Origin of the sequence: Chryseobacterium hagamense, assembly GCF_007991455.1 — a bacterium.
Lineage (GTDB): Bacteria > Bacteroidota > Bacteroidia > Flavobacteriales > Weeksellaceae > Chryseobacterium > Chryseobacterium hagamense.
In genome coordinates, this window is the sequence record NZ_BJYJ01000002.1 from 92775 (window position 1) to 108440 (window position 15666).

At 43.0% G+C, this 15666-nt stretch carries 14 protein-coding genes; 6 read left to right on the plus strand and 8 right to left on the minus strand.

The window, feature by feature from the left end; genetic code table 11:
* Nucleotides 1-23 precede the first annotated feature (23 nt).
* The 3 genes from CHA01nite_RS03330 to CHA01nite_RS03340 all read right to left on the minus strand — a co-directional run bounded on the left by CHA01nite_RS03330 (nucleotide 24) and on the right by CHA01nite_RS03340 (nucleotide 2607).
* Complete coding sequence (locus CHA01nite_RS03330; protein WP_146939808.1) at nucleotides 24-1523, minus strand: GH3 auxin-responsive promoter family protein; 1500 nt, start codon at nucleotides 1521-1523, stop codon at nucleotides 24-26.
* A gap of 126 nt (nucleotides 1524-1649) precedes the next feature.
* Nucleotides 1650-1931, minus strand: a complete 282-nt coding sequence (locus CHA01nite_RS03335; protein ID WP_146939809.1) for a hypothetical protein — start codon at nucleotides 1929-1931, stop codon at nucleotides 1650-1652.
* A gap of 283 nt (nucleotides 1932-2214) precedes the next feature.
* Complete coding sequence (locus CHA01nite_RS03340; protein WP_146939810.1) at nucleotides 2215-2607, minus strand: hypothetical protein; 393 nt, start codon at nucleotides 2605-2607, stop codon at nucleotides 2215-2217.
* Between the two features lie 212 nt (nucleotides 2608-2819).
* On the opposite strand from CHA01nite_RS03340, the gene mfd reads away from it, so the two are divergent.
* The 4 genes from mfd (at nucleotide 2820) to pth (ending at nucleotide 8931) form a co-directional block, all read left to right on the plus strand.
* Nucleotides 2820-6191 (plus strand): transcription-repair coupling factor, encoded by a 3372-nt coding sequence (mfd, locus tag CHA01nite_RS03345; RefSeq protein WP_146939811.1) that lies wholly within the window; start codon nucleotides 2820-2822, stop codon nucleotides 6189-6191.
* 199 nt (nucleotides 6192-6390) lie between these two features.
* Nucleotides 6391-7242, plus strand: coding sequence for a hypothetical protein (locus CHA01nite_RS03350; protein WP_146939812.1), 852 nt, complete (start codon nucleotides 6391-6393; stop codon nucleotides 7240-7242).
* 103 nt (nucleotides 7243-7345) lie between these two features.
* Nucleotides 7346-8281 carry a hypothetical protein gene (locus CHA01nite_RS03355; RefSeq protein ID WP_146939813.1) on the plus strand — a complete coding sequence of 312 codons (936 nt, stop codon included), beginning with the start codon at nucleotides 7346-7348 and terminating at the stop codon, nucleotides 8279-8281.
* Nucleotides 8282-8367: 86 nt separating this feature from the next.
* Nucleotides 8368-8931, plus strand: a complete 564-nt coding sequence (pth, locus tag CHA01nite_RS03360) for an aminoacyl-tRNA hydrolase (protein WP_146939814.1) — start codon at nucleotides 8368-8370, stop codon at nucleotides 8929-8931.
* 459 nt (nucleotides 8932-9390) lie between these two features.
* On the opposite strand, the gene CHA01nite_RS03365 is transcribed toward pth, so the two are convergent.
* From CHA01nite_RS03365 to CHA01nite_RS03385, 5 genes are all read right to left on the minus strand, one after another.
* Nucleotides 9391-9816: a hypothetical protein gene (locus CHA01nite_RS03365; protein WP_146939815.1), complete on the minus strand. Its 426-nt coding sequence runs from the start codon at nucleotides 9814-9816 to the stop codon at nucleotides 9391-9393.
* Between the two features lie 190 nt (nucleotides 9817-10006).
* Nucleotides 10007-10642, minus strand: coding sequence for a carbonic anhydrase family protein (locus CHA01nite_RS03370; RefSeq protein WP_146939816.1), 636 nt, complete (start codon nucleotides 10640-10642; stop codon nucleotides 10007-10009).
* 57 nt (nucleotides 10643-10699) lie between these two features.
* Nucleotides 10700-12292 carry a SulP family inorganic anion transporter gene (locus tag CHA01nite_RS03375; protein WP_146939817.1) on the minus strand — a complete coding sequence of 531 codons (1593 nt, stop codon included), beginning with the start codon at nucleotides 12290-12292 and terminating at the stop codon, nucleotides 10700-10702.
* Between the two features lie 132 nt (nucleotides 12293-12424).
* Nucleotides 12425-12724 carry a hypothetical protein gene (locus CHA01nite_RS03380; RefSeq protein WP_146939818.1) on the minus strand — a complete coding sequence of 100 codons (300 nt, stop codon included), beginning with the start codon at nucleotides 12722-12724 and terminating at the stop codon, nucleotides 12425-12427.
* A 16-nt stretch (nucleotides 12725-12740) separates the two neighbouring features.
* Nucleotides 12741-13406: a carbonic anhydrase gene (locus tag CHA01nite_RS03385; RefSeq protein WP_146939819.1), complete on the minus strand. Its 666-nt coding sequence runs from the start codon at nucleotides 13404-13406 to the stop codon at nucleotides 12741-12743.
* A 275-nt stretch (nucleotides 13407-13681) separates the two neighbouring features.
* Here CHA01nite_RS03385 and CHA01nite_RS03390 point away from each other — a divergent pair, with 275 nt between their 5' ends.
* Together CHA01nite_RS03390 and CHA01nite_RS03395 are read left to right on the plus strand one after the other, a co-directional pair.
* Nucleotides 13682-14827 carry a helix-turn-helix domain-containing protein gene (locus CHA01nite_RS03390; RefSeq protein ID WP_146939820.1) on the plus strand — a complete coding sequence of 382 codons (1146 nt, stop codon included), beginning with the start codon at nucleotides 13682-13684 and terminating at the stop codon, nucleotides 14825-14827.
* A gap of 121 nt (nucleotides 14828-14948) precedes the next feature.
* A complete protein-coding gene (locus tag CHA01nite_RS03395) occupies nucleotides 14949-15557 on the plus strand; it encodes a DUF2306 domain-containing protein (protein WP_146939821.1) in 609 nt (202 codons plus the stop codon).
* The last annotated feature ends 109 nt before the right edge of the window (nucleotides 15558-15666 follow it).

Genomic DNA, 15666 nt, shown 5'->3' on the forward strand with positions numbered 1-15666 from the left:
TTTCCGGAATTGAAAAAATGTCATTAAAGTTTATCTATTTCCAGCAAATCCGCGATTTTCCTGTCATTCGCCAACCGGGGGATTTTATTTTGCCCGCCCAGTTTGCCCTGCGATCTGGCATATTCCTGAAACGCATATTTTTTCAGCCGGGTAATCTGCAGTTTCTGAAGGATGTTACCGGAAATCAGGTCGTTGTAATAAGTGTTGCGTTTTCTCAGCTGGTTGTCCAGTTCCTGCCTGAAGAGTTCGGCATCCTCCGGTTCTTTTTCAAATTCGATGAACCATTCATGATAAGGCAGTCCTTCGGCAGGATTTACCTGTGGGGCAAGATGGAATTCGGTGATCTGTGCGGGGTATTTCTCCAGAGTAGCCTTCAGAGCTTCTTCCACTTCAAACGCAATGACGTGTTCACCGAATGCAGACGTGAAATGCTTGGTCCTGCCGCTCACGAGGATCCGGTAAGGCTTCTTATCGGTAAACCTGACCACGTCGCCGATCGAATAGGCCCACAGTCCCGAATTGGTGGATAAAATCAGGGCGTAATCTTTATGGAGCTCCACTTCTTTCAGGGTCAGCCGTCTGGCATCCGGCTTTCCGTATTCTTCCAGCGGAATAAATTCATAAAAAATACCATGGTCGGTAAGAAGCAGTAACCCTTCTTTTGTATAATCATCCTGAAAAGCAAAAAAACCTTCTGATGCAGGAAAGGTCTGGACGATATCCACGGGGCCGCCAAGCAGTTCTTCCATTTTGTCGCGGTAAGGCTCGTAATTTACCCCTCCGGTAACGATAAGCTGAAGATTGGGGAAAATCTGTCTGATCTTTTTTCCATGCTTTCCGGTAAGCTTTTCAAAATACATGATCAGCCAGGGCGGAATTCCCGAGATCAGGGTCATATTTTCGTTCTCGGTTTCTTCTACGATTTTATCTACTTTAGCCTCCCAGTCTTCCATCATATTGGTTTCCCAGCTCGGCAGCCTGTTTTTCTGTAAATATTGAGGAATGTGGTGGGCAACAATCCCGGAAAGCCTCCCGGTTTTGATCCCGAAGACTTCTTCCAGTTCAGGGCTCCCCTGAAGAAAGATCATTTTTCCGTTCACAAAGTCGGCATTATTTTTTTTGGCGATATAATGAAAGAGGGCGCTTTGGGCTCCTTTTACCTGGAAAGGCATGCCTTCTTTGGAAATGGGAATGTACTTGGAGCCGGAAGTAGTGCCGGAAGTTTTGGCAAAATACTCGGGAACATCCGTCCACAGGATATTGGCCTGGCCTCTTTTTACCCTTTCGATATAGGGTTTCAGGGCTTCATAATCCGAAACTCGTACCCGTTTCTGAAAATCTTTCACCGACCGGATATTTTCAAAATCATGTTCTCTTCCGAACAGGGTTTTCTGAGCTGCAGATGTTAAGGACAGCAGCAGTTCCTCCTGCTTCTTCTCTGAATTTCTCTTGAATTCTTCTGCCTTCCGGACATGTTTTCCGGCCCAGATCAAAGCGGCTGTTTTCTTTAGGAAGTTTAGCATGGGTCAAATTTATAAATAACTGGAGACTTGGAGGACATTTTCAGGAAATAAGGCACAAAAAAACCGATGAATGAGTATGCATCGGTCTTCGAAATTTGATTATGAAAATAACAACTATAATGTTGATTACTTATTGGCTTTGTACCTTTTATCAGGCGTTCCGTCCTTTTTAAGGTTTTTGTTCACCTTGTATCTTTTGTCAGGAGTTCCGTCTTTTTTCATCTTTGCCACAGCAGGTGCTGCTGCCGGTTTCATGGATGCCGCCGGTTTTGCCGTTGTTGCAGGCATATTTTGCTTAACCGGTTTTACTGTTTTTACCGTTTGAGTTTTTACAGCTGCTGTTGTATGTTGAGCCGTTGCAAGTCCCAGTCCTAAAACAACAGACATTGCGGTTAAAAATTTTTTCATAATGGATACGTTTGTTTTTTTTGTTGATTCAAAGTTATACAAAAAACAGACTGAAAAGCATTGTTTCTCAAACTTAACTAAAGTTTATTACAGATTAAAAAAAGATTAAACCGTGGTACTATGATGGCAGAAAGCCACCGGAATTTAATAGAAATGGAACTGTTGAAAGCTTAAGGTATAGAAACTTTAAAGATTGTACGCATGACTGCATCGCTTTAGGTTTAAAAAAACCTGCTTTCCCTCAAAGGAAAAGCAGGCCCTGACATAAAAAATGAAAAGCTAATTAACGCGTAGCATTAGCTGTCCATGTCTTTCCATCTTTCGTATAGAATATTTTCAATTCATTATTGTCAATTCTGATGTAAGAAGTTGCAGTAGATCCCACCATAACCAAAGTATTGTCACCCTGCTGGTTGAATTCAACTCCGTTAAGATCCGGAATGCTGTTGGAGAAAGCAAAATTATATTTTGTTCCACTCGCAATTTTCGTTACGAAAACACTTCCGTCATTGGTGCTGATGTTGTTCCCGTCGCCGTTATACGATACACTTCCCTTGTAAGTTCCCGCAAAGAAATCGTTGTTGGCAGGATCGTCGTCATCACTACATGACGTTACGGCCGTGACTACAAAAAACGTTAGCAGGAATAATCCTAAAATTCTGATTGCTTTTTTCATAATAATATTTCTAATGGTTTGTAAAACTCACTATTCAAACAGGATGCCATGGGCCCTGATGAAAGTAATTTTAACTTTTAAGATTAAATTTTAGCAAAAATTTAAGAACTTCTTTTCCTTTTCATAAAAAAATATTTATCCTTATCTTTGGGAAGATCAAACGGTTCCGGAAACTTTCGGAATCGCTTTTGGCGTTTATACTAAAATATTTTATGCAATTAAAAACCATCAGCGAAAAATTCCTTCCGGACCTGCTACAGAAAGAATTCGGAAAGGAGATTTTCATTCAATTGGAAAACCATCAGCATATCTCTGTCAAGGGAAGCGCGGGATCTTCCATTTCCCTGTTTATAGCCGAACTTTTCCTGACGCAGAAAAAACATATCCTGTACGTTGTAGATGACAAAGAAGATGCACTGTATGCCAATACGGAAATGGAAGACCTGCTGGGAAAAGAAAAAATCCTCTATTTTCCTGCAACCCATCTTGAACCGTATCAGGTAGAAAAGACACAAAATGCCAACCTCGTCCTCAGGACGGAAGCCATTAATAAAATTACTTCTGAGAAATCACCCAAAGTCATTGTGGCCTATGCCGGGGCACTGTCTGAAAAAGTACTGAAAAAGGAAGATTTCAAAGCGATTTCCCATCATATCAACGTGGGCGATCAGCTTGATTTCGATTTTGTGGATGAACTGCTGGGCCATTACCATTTCCAGCAGGCGGATTTTGTCTCCGAACCGGGGGAGTTTTCCGTACGGGGCGGTATCGTAGATGTCTTTTCCTATTCCAATGAAAAGCCTTACCGGATTACCTTTTTCGGAAATGAAGTGGAAAGCATTAAAACCTTTGATATCGAAACCCAGCTTTCGGTGGATAAAGTTACCGGTTTCCAGTTGGTTTCCAATATGAATTTTACGGTAACCGGCAGCCGGGTATCCCTGCTTCAGCTGTTGCCGAAAGGAAGTTATGTGGTTTCTAAAAACGGAATTGTCGGGATGCAGAAGCTGAGGGCATTTTATGAAAAATCCCTGGAAAAATATGAGGGCTTAAATAAAGATATTGCCCACCAGGCTCCTCAGGAACTGTTTATTTCCGATCAGGAATTCCTGTTTGATTATAAAAAATTCAAAACCGTAGATTTCGGGGCGGTTCCGATCGAAGGGCTGATTGAGCTGGCGGAACTCAAGATGAATCAGGCGGCACAGCCTTCCTTCCACAAAAATTTCGAACTGCTGCTTGAGGATCTTGAAGGAAAACAAAAGGAAGGCTTTGATACCTGGATCTCATTTTCATCCGATAAACAAAAAGAAAGGCTGGAGTCTATTTTTGAAGAACTGGACCATGAACTGCCTTTCAAAAGCTTTACTTCTGAACTTCATGAAGGGTTTGTGGACAGCGACCATAAATTCCTGGTCTATACGGATCACCAGATTTTCGACCGTTACCAGCGGTATAAAGCCAAAAACACATTTGCCAAATCCGAACAGCTTACCTTAAAAGACCTGATGTCCCTGAAGATCGGCGATTATATTGCCCATATCGACCATGGAATCGGAAAATTCATGGGACTGGTGAAGGTAAATAACGACGGAAAAATACAGGAATGTTTCAAGCTGACGTATAAGAATGGCGACCTGCTGTATGTAAGCATCCATTCCCTTCATAAAATTTCCAAGTACAACGGTCCGGAAGGCCGGGAAATCGTCCTGAGCAAACTGGGGTCACCAACCTGGAAATCTTTAAAGCAGAAAACGAAAGCCAGAGTAAAACAGATTGCCTTTGACCTTATTAAATTATACGCACAGCGGAAATCGGCAAAAGGTTTTGCATACACCCCGGATTCGTACCTGCAAAATGAGCTGGAAGCCAGTTTCCTTTACGAAGATACTCCGGATCAGGAAAAAGCGACCATTGATGTGAAACGGGATATGGAAAATGATACCGTGATGGACCGGCTTGTGTGTGGTGATGTAGGGTTCGGTAAAACGGAAGTCGCCATCCGTGCGGCATTTAAAGCGGCAACAGACGGGAAGCAGGTGGCGGTCCTGGTACCTACGACCATCCTTGCGTTTCAGCATTACCGCAGTTTTAAAGACCGGCTGAAAGATTTCCCGGTAAATGTAGCCTATGTCAATCGTTTCAGGACGGCAAAACAGAAATCGGAGACTTTACAGGAGCTCAAAAACGGGAAAGTCGATATCATCATCGGAACCCATCAGCTGGCAGGCAGTTCTGTGAAGTTTAAAGATCTTGGCCTGCTGATTATCGACGAAGAACATAAATTCGGTGTTTCGGTAAAGGATAAGCTGAAAACCTTAAAAGCCGATGTGGATACGTTGACCCTCACGGCAACGCCTATCCCAAGGACCCTGCAGTTTTCTCTGATGGCGGCCCGGGATCTTTCGGTGATCAAAACACCGCCGCCCAACAGACAGCCGGTGGATACCCAGCTTATCGGTTTCAGTGAAGAGATCATCCGTGATGCGGTTTCCTATGAGCTGCAGCGCGACGGACAGGTGTACTTCATCAACAACCGGGTAGAAAACCTCAAGGATATCGCGGGACTCATCCAGAGACTTGTTCCCGATGCGAAAGTGATTACCGGCCACGGGCAGATGGAAGGTAAACAGCTGGAAAAGAATGTCCTGGATTTTATGGAGGGGAAATATGATGTGCTGGTATCCACGACGATCGTGGAAAGCGGCGTGGATGTTCCCAATGCCAATACCATCTTCATTAATGATGCCCAGCGTTTCGGGATGGCCGATCTCCACCAGATGAGGGGACGTGTCGGGCGGAGCAACCGGAAGGCATTCTGCTACCTGATTACCCCGCCGTATGATATGATGACTTCCGATGCCAGGAAACGGCTGGAGGCCATTGAGCAGTTTTCCGATCTGGGAAGCGGATTCCAGATTGCGATGAAAGACCTCGAAATCCGGGGCGCCGGGGATCTGCTGGGTGCCGAACAGAGCGGGTTCATCAATGAAATGGGATTCGAGACCTATCAGAAACTGATGCAGGAAGCACTGGAAGAACTGAAAGACGATCAGGAATTCGAAAATCTCTTTGAGAATGAAGAAGAAAGAAACAAGCTCTTCAAAACGACCAAAGATGTCAATATCGATACGGATCTGGAGCTGATGCTGCCGGACTGGTACATCTCCAATACCGAAGAAAGGCTGCTACTGTACCAGAAGCTGGCTGAGATCGATAATGAAGAAAGCCTCTTGAAATTCGAGTCGGAGCTCGTTGACCGATTTGGGGAATTGCCTAAAGAAGCCGTCAACCTCCTGAAGAGCGTAAGCCTAAAATGGCTGGCTTCGGACATCGGTTTTGAAAAAATTGTGATGAAAAACGGTGTTTTCCTGGGCTACTTTCCGGGTAATCCGCAGGATAAATTCTATCAGACCAGTAAATTCAGAAAAATAATCAATTACCTCACCCAGAATCCGTCGCAGGCCCAGCTGAAAGAAAAGACCGGAAAAGAAGGCAATCAGCTCATGATGAGAAAAGACCGGATTGTCAATGTAGATGAGGTGAATGCACTGCTGAAGTCGATTTTAAAAAGTGAAGACTGATCTAAAAGCCCGGAATTCAATAACGTTTCGAATTCCGGGCTTTTATTCTTGGAGAGTTTACAGGATCAGTTTTATCATCAACGTGATCTTCTGAACATGTCCGTTTCAGTTTTTTAATTAAAAATAATTTTATTTGGGAATTTTAACTTTTTGTTAAATGAAAATCAATTATATTTGACGGAATTAAAATTAATAATTTATGATAAAAAAATACTTTCTTTCTTCTCTGGCCGCTTTGGCATTAGGTTTTGTCGTTTCATGTGATAATACCACAGAAGATCCGCCGAACCAGAATAAAAACAATACGTCCACCGCTACAATTACAGGACCAAGGATCCTGAGCAGAGTGAACAACGGAAGCAAAGACCTGGAGGAGTATATTACCAGTGGAGGAATGCTTTCCCAGGTTTACGTCAGGGATGCGGGATCTTCCAATGCGACGCTCTCAACGGTAACCTATACAGGTTCCACAATCAGCCAGATTAAAATTCAGGATAATGTGAACCCTCACGTTACTGACAACACCTACGCCCTTACCTATACAAGCGGAAAATTATCTGCCTTTACGATGGATCAGACGATCATGGGATCTGCCAACCACAGCGATTTTACCGTATATTATGATGCGGCCGGAACCTTGTACCGGATCGTAGAGAAGAAAAAAGTAGGCGGAAGTGCTTCCTATTCTTTTTATAATGAAATGAAATTTACCTATTCTGCCGGTAATATCGTTAAGCTGGATTATATCCGGATGTTGATGAGCGGAGGGAATCCCGATACTTCTACAGCTTCAACCATGGTGTATTACTTTGATAATTATGACAGCAAAATCAATCCGTACACCACTTTGCCGAAAGAATATTTCATGGTCGCTTCTACAATGACGCAGGTTAACGGCTCCATGCTTTCGGCGAATAATGTTGGGAAGGTGACGATGCAAAGTCCTGCCGGTCCGCAGATCTCTTATCCGAAAGGTTATTTATACGATTCCCAAAATTATCCGGTTTCCGATCTCGGCCAGCTCGTAAAGTATATCTACAAGGCATTATAAACGAGAATGATTTTTTAATGGTTTTATCACGATATACGTGAAAAGATACTTTTTATTCAAAAAAAAATTATATTTTTGACAAAATAAATAATCCCCCTTTGGAATGAAACGACTTTTTTATTTTATTTTACTACTGGTAGGTGTTTCTTCAGTGCATTCTTGTAAAGAAGTGATGGATGAAAACGGAGATCCGCTGGTGGACATCAACGGCAATTCAGGACTTAACGGGCCAAGGGCTCTATACAGGGAAATCACCGACTCCGATACATTAGCTACCTATTATTATAATGGGCTGCAGCTATCCAAAGTGGTTACCGACAGTATGAATTCCACGGCAGATATTTCCTGGAGCGGAGACAAGATCAGCAGGATCGATTTCAGAGGATTCCTTGATCTCGACGGAAACGGATATTTGAATAAAGACAGCATCACCTACACCCAGCAGTTTACCTACGGGAGTACGGGAAGACTGGAGACCATTTCCGAAAGCCGGTCATTTTTCAAAAGAAGCACTACTTCCCCTTATACGGTAGCAGCACCTGGACCGCAGACGCTTTACCAGAAAACAAAAACCATTTACGGTATAAAATTTTCAGCAGCAACGGCGAAGCTTGATTCCATCAATATGAGAACCGGACTTGAAGTTTCCGGAGCCCCTTCTTACAGCAAGTATTCAAAAACAAAATATGAATATGTAGGAGACAATGTTTCTAAAGTGACAAAACTCGCAGGAAGTATCACAGGAGGCGTAATGGGGAATGCTAACGAAAAGCTTAGTTTTGAATATTCCAATTACGACGATAAAATTAATCCTTTTACCTTACTTCCGTCAGTTTATAAGATTTCAAGGCTTTTAACAACGGATGGTAATGTGGTAAAGAGCTGGATTTTATCACCGAACAGCCCGACAAGATATTCCATTACCAATCTGGCACCGGCGGTTCCTGTTTCGGTTTTTTTCTCAACGAATTATAATTATGATGCTCAGACCTACATGAGAAAAGGGTATGGCGTAAACTATATTTACAAGCCTTTATAAAAAATAATTTAAATAATATCGAAGCCCAATCTTTCCGGATTGGGCTTTTTTATTCAGAATGGCTTAATTTTGCAAAAAATTCCGTAATGAAATATTTAATCGTCGGACTTGGGAACAAAGGCGCCGAATATGAAAATACCCGTCACAACATCGGCTTTAAAGTAGCGGATAAAATTGCCGAAACACTGGAGGTTTCATTTAATACGACCAATTTCGGATGGATGGCAGACGGTAAATACAAAGGCAGGAGGGTATTGGTACTGAAACCGGATACCTATATGAACCTATCAGGAAATGCGGTGCGCTACTGGATGCAGAAGGAGAATATTCCCCTGGAAAATGTACTGATCGTTACGGATGATCTTGCACTTCCGTTCGGGACCCTGCGGATGAAGGGCAAAGGTTCCGATGCGGGACACAACGGACTGAAGAACATCAATGAAGTTTTGCAGACCCAGAATTATGCACGCCTCCGGTTCGGGATTTCCGCCGATTTTTCAGAAGGCCGGCAGGTAGATTACGTCTTGGGGACATGGAATGAAGAAGAAAACGCAAAGCTGGCCGAACGGATTGAAAAGTTTGCCAAAGCCGCTCTTTCCTTTGTCTTTGCGGGCATCAGCAACACCATGTCTGCATTTAACGGTAAATAACGTGAACTCGAAGAAGGACCGGAGCTGGAAGATGGAAGCTGGATGCACGAAGTCTTTCCCGTCAAAAATATCATGAAGGTCTTGATGATCACAAAACATTTTGTTATTCTATCAAAGGAAATTCCTGTTTAATCCTGAATAAACAGCCTTAAGCCAAGGTCTGATTTATATTGTTTTAAGTCCCGAAAGGACGGTTTATTAAAGGATAAAATAAAATCCTATCAGGAGCGTAAACCTTTTATTTATTTTAACCAGAGAAATTCTACTCATAATCCTGACTGAATCAGCTTTAATTTTATTTTTGAATTAAGGAAATGTTTGAATACAATATTGATATGGCCAAGTTCATAGTAAATAGGATCAACCGAAGGAAAATCGGATGATTGGGCTGGAGCAGATAAGCGGTAAGTTTTTCCGGTCAAACTAAAATCCATCAGTAAGCCCCCCATAGCGGAGGTTTTACTGCTTATAGACCACAAGATCCCGGATGATTTTATTTTCGAAGAAGTTTTTCTCGTTGACAGTAAACCCGTAATTGTGTTCCTGCTCGAAAAATTCTAGGGGGGTAGTAGGCGTATCGTCGGGTTTCCACCGGATGACCATAGTGACCTCGCCGGAAGCATCGATATCTTTACCGGAAAACCTGAATAAGGTGCTTGGCAGGGGATCATTCCCGTCTTGTCTGATATCGGATTTCGCTTTTTTAAACGGGAGCTGGGTCATGTCCTTTAGTAAAAGGGAAAACTTCTTTCCGATATATTTTTCCTTATTGACTTCAAACTTTTTAGCATAGGCCAGGGTATCACTGACAGCTCTCTGGGCTTTGGCTGAGCCGCTTAAGAAAACCAGAGCCATAATAAAGAGAATGGGGGCAGTTCGTTTCATACAGACAAAATTCTTTTTAATAAGTTCAAATGTAATCATTTTTAGGCCTGATCTGTGGTTCCTTCAGCTTTAAAAAGTATTTTAAAAAATAAAAAGGCCACCGGATCCGGCAGCCTCTATTGTGATTTTAAAAATTTAACTTCCAATGGATCAGAAGATAATATTCTTCCGTAATTGCGGGATCAGACTGTTACAGCCAGTTGACCACACCCGTTTCCACATCATAATTTGCGCCTACGATCTTGATTTTTCCTTCAGCCTCCAGCCTTTTCAGGGTAGAGCTCTGCTTACGGATGTCTTCGATGGCATTTTTCACGTTGTGCTGGTTCAGCCTTTCCAGAAGTTCGGCATTGGCCGAAGAACGTTCTTCTCCGTTTTCGATGATTTTGTCGATAATCGGGTCGAAATGGTTGATCAGGTGGTTCAGGTTGTCCATTCCCATCCCTTCGATCTGGGCTGCATCAAGACCGCCTTTCAGGGCACCGCACTTGGTGTGTCCCAAAACCACCACCAGTTTGGAACCTGCAACATTGCATCCGAACTCCATGGAACCCAGGATATCCTGATTGACGAAATTCCCGGCAATCCTGATGCTGAAGATATCTCCCAGGCCCTGATCGAATATCAGTTCTGCAGAAGTACGGCTGTCGATACAGCTGAGAACAACGGCAAAAGGCCACTGTCCTTCGCGGGTTGCATTCACCTGCTCCAGCAGGTCCCTGTTGGCTTTCAGGTTATTTACAAACCGCTGGTTTCCTTCTTTCAGGAATTCCAGTGCTCTTTCAGGAGTGATGGTTGCCTGGGTTTCGTGTGTATGTGCTTTCATATAAATTGATTTTTTTTGAATTATTTTCTTAAAGTTAAAAATTTTCGGCTGAAAATGTTACATGGCTCTTCTATGGGTTACCAGAATATGGGAATCTTCGTCTCTTTCATAGTCCCCGTATGAAGTTTTAAAGCCTAAGAGTTCTACGGTAATGTCTTCTTCTTTCGCCCTGATATTGGCAAAATCCTGGATCATTTCCAGAACGTCTGTGGCAATATAGGATGTCCCTCTTGCATCGATGGTTACTGTAGAATTCGGTTTTATATTTTTCAGGGTCTTTTTAATGGCTGCTTTATTTAGAAATGAAACTTCTTCGGCCAGCCTGATGGTAATTCCATCGGCATCATCCAATTCTTTCCGGCTCAGATAATAGGCTCTTTTCATATTCCCCTGGAGGATATAGAAAACTGAAATGCCCAGACCGATGCCTACCCCTTTCAGCAGATCGGTGGCCACCACAGCTACGACCGTTGCCACAAACGGGATAAACTGGAATTTACCCAGCTGCCAGAAATGCCTGAATGTTGCAGGCTTGGCCAGTTTATACCCCACCATAATCAAAACAGCAGCCAAAGTAGCCAGTGGGATTAGATTTAATACCACAGGAATCGACAGGACACAAATGAGCAATAAAACGCCATGGATAATGGTAGACATCTTGGAAGTAGCACCAGCATTCGCATTGGCAGAACTTCTTACCACCACCGAAGTCATCGGAAGCCCGCCGATAAATGAACTGATGAGGTTCCCGATTCCCTGGGCTTTGAGCTCCAGGTTGGTATCCGTTATTCTCCGCTGGATATCCAGACGGTCCGAGGCCTCGATGCAAAGCAGGGTCTCAATAGAAGCGACAATAGCAATGGTGGCACCTGCGATCCATACTTTCGGATTGGCAAATCCCGCAAAATCAGGCATGGTAACCAGATTCCTGAAATCGTCAAACGACTGTGGAACCGGTAATGAAACCAAATGCTGGGACCGGATGGCGAGAGGGCTGCCGGCCATTTTAAAAATTTCATTCAGGACAATTCCGGTAATGACGGCAACCAAGGCACCCGGAAGCATTTTAATCCGCCTTAATGCATACACTTTGTCCCAGGTGATCAGAATAGCCACGGAAACCAGGGTAATCAGAATGGCACCCGGCTGCACGGCTCCGAATAACTCCGTGAAATATCCGAAGTTCAGCCCGTTGTCGAATACCGATTCATGGCCTTCGTAATCTTTATCGAATCCCAGTGCATGCGGAACCTGTTTTAAAATGATGATGATCCCGATGGCTGCCAGCATTCCTTCAATCACATTATTCGGGAAATAGTTGGAAATGCTTCCTGCTCTGATAAATCCAAGGATGAGCTGGATCAGCCCGGCAATGATCCCGGCACAAAGGAAAAGCTCAAAGGCCCCCAGGTCTTTGATGGCTGTTAAAACAATGGCGGTCAGCCCTGCGGCCGGCCCCGAAACCGAAACGTTCGAGTTGCTGATGGTTCCTACGACCAGTCCTCCTACGATTCCGGCGATAATTCCGGATAACGGCGGCGCTCCTGATGCTAAAGCGATTCCGAGGCACAGAGGAAGTGCCACCAGAAACACGACGAGTCCTGAAGGGAAATTTTCCTTCATTCCTCCGATGAATGATGTTTTTCTCATGATGTAAAGCTGTGAAAGATAACCGGCTTATTTTAAGAAATAAATCGGCTGCATAAATGAAGTTTAATTTTTAAAAAGCATAGGTATTCATATCAGCATTCTGATATAAACAGTAAAAAAAGAAAGGTAAAATTAAGCTTCCGGAGGTGGGGAAAATATAGTCAGAAGCGGTGAAAGATGAAAGGAATCATCGATCAGTACAAAAGATTTCTCTTCATCTGAATGCTCGGAAAATTTCAGATAATCAAAAACATCCAGTGGTTTGGGAAGTGTTTTTTCGTAGACAATAAAAGAGGTGAGGTGGGAGTGCGGTTCTTCTTCGCTGATAACGACATTGGTACGGGTAAGATCCCAACCGAATACGGCGGCCATACCCGGTAAGGCCGTAAAGTTGAGAAAAAATACCAATGTAATTATACTCCAAAGTTTCATTTCACATTTTTTTGAGCTATTTCTTTCTGCTCATGACCCAATCTGAACTGGTAAGGTTATAAATCTTCTGGATGTCTTTCAGAATTTTTTCAAAGTCGATCTCCAGATCAATAATTTTACCGGTCCTCAGGTCGAAAACCCAGCCATGTACCACAGGAAATTCTTCCAGAATATAGCGTTCCTGCACACAGGCCATTTTTACCACGTTGATGCATTGCTCCTGAACATTCAGTTCCACCAGCCTGTCATAACGTTTTCCTTCATCTTCTATGGCATCCAGTTCGGTTTGGTGCAACCGGTAGACATCGCGGATCGTTCTCAGCCAGGGGTTAAGTAATCCCAGATCCTCTGGCGTCATTGCCGCTTTTACGCCTCCGCAGTTGTAATGCCCGCAGACAATAATGTGCTTTACCCGAAGATATTCTACAGCGTACTGTATCACTGCCGTTGAGCTCATATCCAGGGTATTGACCACATTGGCAATATTTCTGTGAACAAAAACTTCACCCGGCTTGGCGCCCATCAGTTCTTCCGCGGTTGCCCTGCTGTCCGAACATCCGATATATAGATAATCGGGGTGCTGGGTTTTGGCAAGATCATGGAAGAAGTCGGGATTGTCTGCAATTTTAGATTCCACCCACTTCCTGTTGTTTTCAAAAATAACTTTGTACGATTGTGACATAAATAAGATTTTTTATAGGGTCTAATTATTTATTTCGTTTAAATTATTTTTAAAATCAATAGACTAAATCAATAATACTGCAAAAATAGAATTTCTGCTGAAAATGCAAAGATATTTAACAAAGTTTAATATTAAATCTATTTTAAATAAAATCCTAAGTTACATTTTATTTTAATAATAAGAAGCATTTAACCGATTCTGGCCGTATCTTGCCGATTATTTGATATATCAATGAACATCAATCATTACAAGGACCTAATTAATATCAAGATCTGATGGCTGCTCCTGATTCTTACACGGTGCCTTCCGTTTTTTATGTAGCAGGAGTCATCATTGCCTTTTTTTCCTCACTTCTGATCCTGGGGAAAAGGAGAAAAACCGGTGCAGATTATGTGCTTGCGGTATGGTTTGTGATCATTGGCATCCATCTTATTTTTTTCGTTCTGTTTTTTTCAGAGCGCTATATCCAGTTTCCTCATGTGCTCGGTCTGGAAGTTCCGTTCCCGCTGATCCACGGGCCCATGCTTTATTTATACATCCTGTATCTTACCGGTCACCGGCCCGGAAAAAAGACCTGGCTTTTCCACCTTGCTCCGGTCTTGGTCATTTATCTTATTTTCTGGAAATTTTTTATCCTGTCTCCTGGAGAAAAGCTTCGTGTTTATCAGCAGGGTGGTGGAATCTGCCGGTCGACGGGAATTTATCTGAAAATACTTATCATCCTGTCAGGCGTTTTGTATGTCACTCTGAGTATCGTCGCCGTCAGAAAACATAAAGCTGTGATATCCGGCCTTTATCCAGACCGAAAGAAGATAACAATCGATTGGATATACCATCTTATCACGGGAATTGCGGTAATCTGGGTGGCCGTTGCTATAAAAAACGATTTTCTTATCTTTTCGCTGGTTGTCGTTTTCATCCTTTCTGCGGCTTATTTCGGAATCAGCCGTGCCGGAATTCTGGATGGCCCTGCTGCCGTTGTATTATCAGATGTGAAAGAAGTTGCTGTAAACGCGGCACTTCCGGAAGTTTCGAGATATGAGAAAACCTTTGCCGGTGAAGAAACCGTACGGGAGATCTATCATCAACTGAGCCTGATAATGAATGAAGAAAAACTGTATAAAGATCCTGAACTGAACCTGAACGCTGTAGCAAAACGGATCGGTGTTCATCCCAACACACTTTCCCAAACCATCAATTTTATTGAAAACAAGAATTTCTACGATTACATCAACCGCCAGCGGACCGAAGAATTCAAAAGGATGGTCCTGCTGCAGGAAAACGGAAAGTTCACGATTCTGTCGCTGGCCTTTGAAAGCGGATTTAATTCAAAAACATCTTTCAACCGTAATTTCAAAAAATACATGAACTGTTCGCCGAGGGAATTCCTGAAAAGCCAGGCGATTAAGATTGATGAATAGCCGGAATGCATAACTGAGCTAACAGGTTGGTTCTTAATTGTTATCAAATTTATACCATCTTTCATTTTGGAACCGCAGGAACTCTTTTTATCCTCAGATTTGCAAAAAATAACGAACAGCTATGATAAAGAAAACAGGATTTGTACTTATGGGGATACTGGCTCTGCTTATCGGGATGTACCCTTTATTGTATGCTTTTGTAGAAGAGAAATATACGCTCCTCGGTTCCAAAGCCCCCGAAATCCTCCGCAACACCATCTGGAGAACCGCATTCGTTGCCCATATTGTTTTTGGAGGGACTGCACTTTTTATCGGCTGGCGTCAGTTCGGCAGTTCGTTCCGGAATAAATACATGGGTGTGCACCGGGTGATTGGAAAGATGTATGTCATCGCCGTAGTCATCAGTTCTGTTTGCTCCATATACATGGGCTTTTATGCCAATGGTGGGATTGTTGCTGCAACAGGGTTTGTTATCCTGGGAATCATCTGGCTGGTCACAACCCTCATCGCACTAATCAGCATTAAAAATGAAAACATTTCCCGTCATCAGCAATGGATGACCTACAGTTATGCCTGTACTTTTGCCGCCGTTACGTTGAGGATCTGGCTTCCTTTACTGAGAAATATAACGGGAGATCCCGAAGGATCCTATCTTGCCGTAGCCTGGCTGTGCTGGGTTCCCAATTTGCTGGCCGCGTATCTGATCAACCGGAAACTGGTAGAAGAATAGTCTTCCGGTATTATGCATTGCCGTTTTGGCTTTACGACAGCAATCCAAACATAGAAAATACCGGGATAAAATTACGAATCAAAAATGAAGATCTGAGATGGGTGAATGA

Bases quoted from the DNA above. Each gene is read 5' to 3' on its own strand.
- CHA01nite_RS03395 (WP_146939821.1), top strand. From the start codon at position 14,949: ATGATAAAGAAAACAGGATTTGTACTTATGGGGATACTGGCTCTGCTT.
- pth (WP_146939814.1), top strand. From the start codon at position 8,368: ATGAAATATTTAATCGTCGGACTTGGGAACAAAGGCGCCGAATATGAA.
- mfd (WP_146939811.1), top strand. From the start codon at position 2,820: ATGCAATTAAAAACCATCAGCGAAAAATTCCTTCCGGACCTGCTACAG.
- CHA01nite_RS03370 (WP_146939816.1), bottom strand. From the start codon at position 10,642: ATGAAAGCACATACACACGAAACCCAGGCAACCATCACTCCTGAAAGA.
- CHA01nite_RS03390 (WP_146939820.1), top strand. From the start codon at position 13,682: ATGGCTGCTCCTGATTCTTACACGGTGCCTTCCGTTTTTTATGTAGCA.
- CHA01nite_RS03355 (WP_146939813.1), top strand. From the start codon at position 7,346: ATGAAACGACTTTTTTATTTTATTTTACTACTGGTAGGTGTTTCTTCA.
- CHA01nite_RS03365 (WP_146939815.1), bottom strand. From the start codon at position 9,816: ATGAAACGAACTGCCCCCATTCTCTTTATTATGGCTCTGGTTTTCTTA.
- CHA01nite_RS03375 (WP_146939817.1), bottom strand. From the start codon at position 12,292: ATGAGAAAAACATCATTCATCGGAGGAATGAAGGAAAATTTCCCTTCA.
- CHA01nite_RS03335 (WP_146939809.1), bottom strand. From the start codon at position 1,931: ATGAAAAAATTTTTAACCGCAATGTCTGTTGTTTTAGGACTGGGACTT.
- CHA01nite_RS03340 (WP_146939810.1), bottom strand. From the start codon at position 2,607: ATGAAAAAAGCAATCAGAATTTTAGGATTATTCCTGCTAACGTTTTTT.
- CHA01nite_RS03350 (WP_146939812.1), top strand. From the start codon at position 6,391: ATGATAAAAAAATACTTTCTTTCTTCTCTGGCCGCTTTGGCATTAGGT.
- CHA01nite_RS03380 (WP_146939818.1), bottom strand. From the start codon at position 12,724: ATGAAACTTTGGAGTATAATTACATTGGTATTTTTTCTCAACTTTACG.
- CHA01nite_RS03330 (WP_146939808.1), bottom strand. From the start codon at position 1,523: ATGCTAAACTTCCTAAAGAAAACAGCCGCTTTGATCTGGGCCGGAAAA.
- CHA01nite_RS03385 (WP_146939819.1), bottom strand. From the start codon at position 13,406: ATGTCACAATCGTACAAAGTTATTTTTGAAAACAACAGGAAGTGGGTG.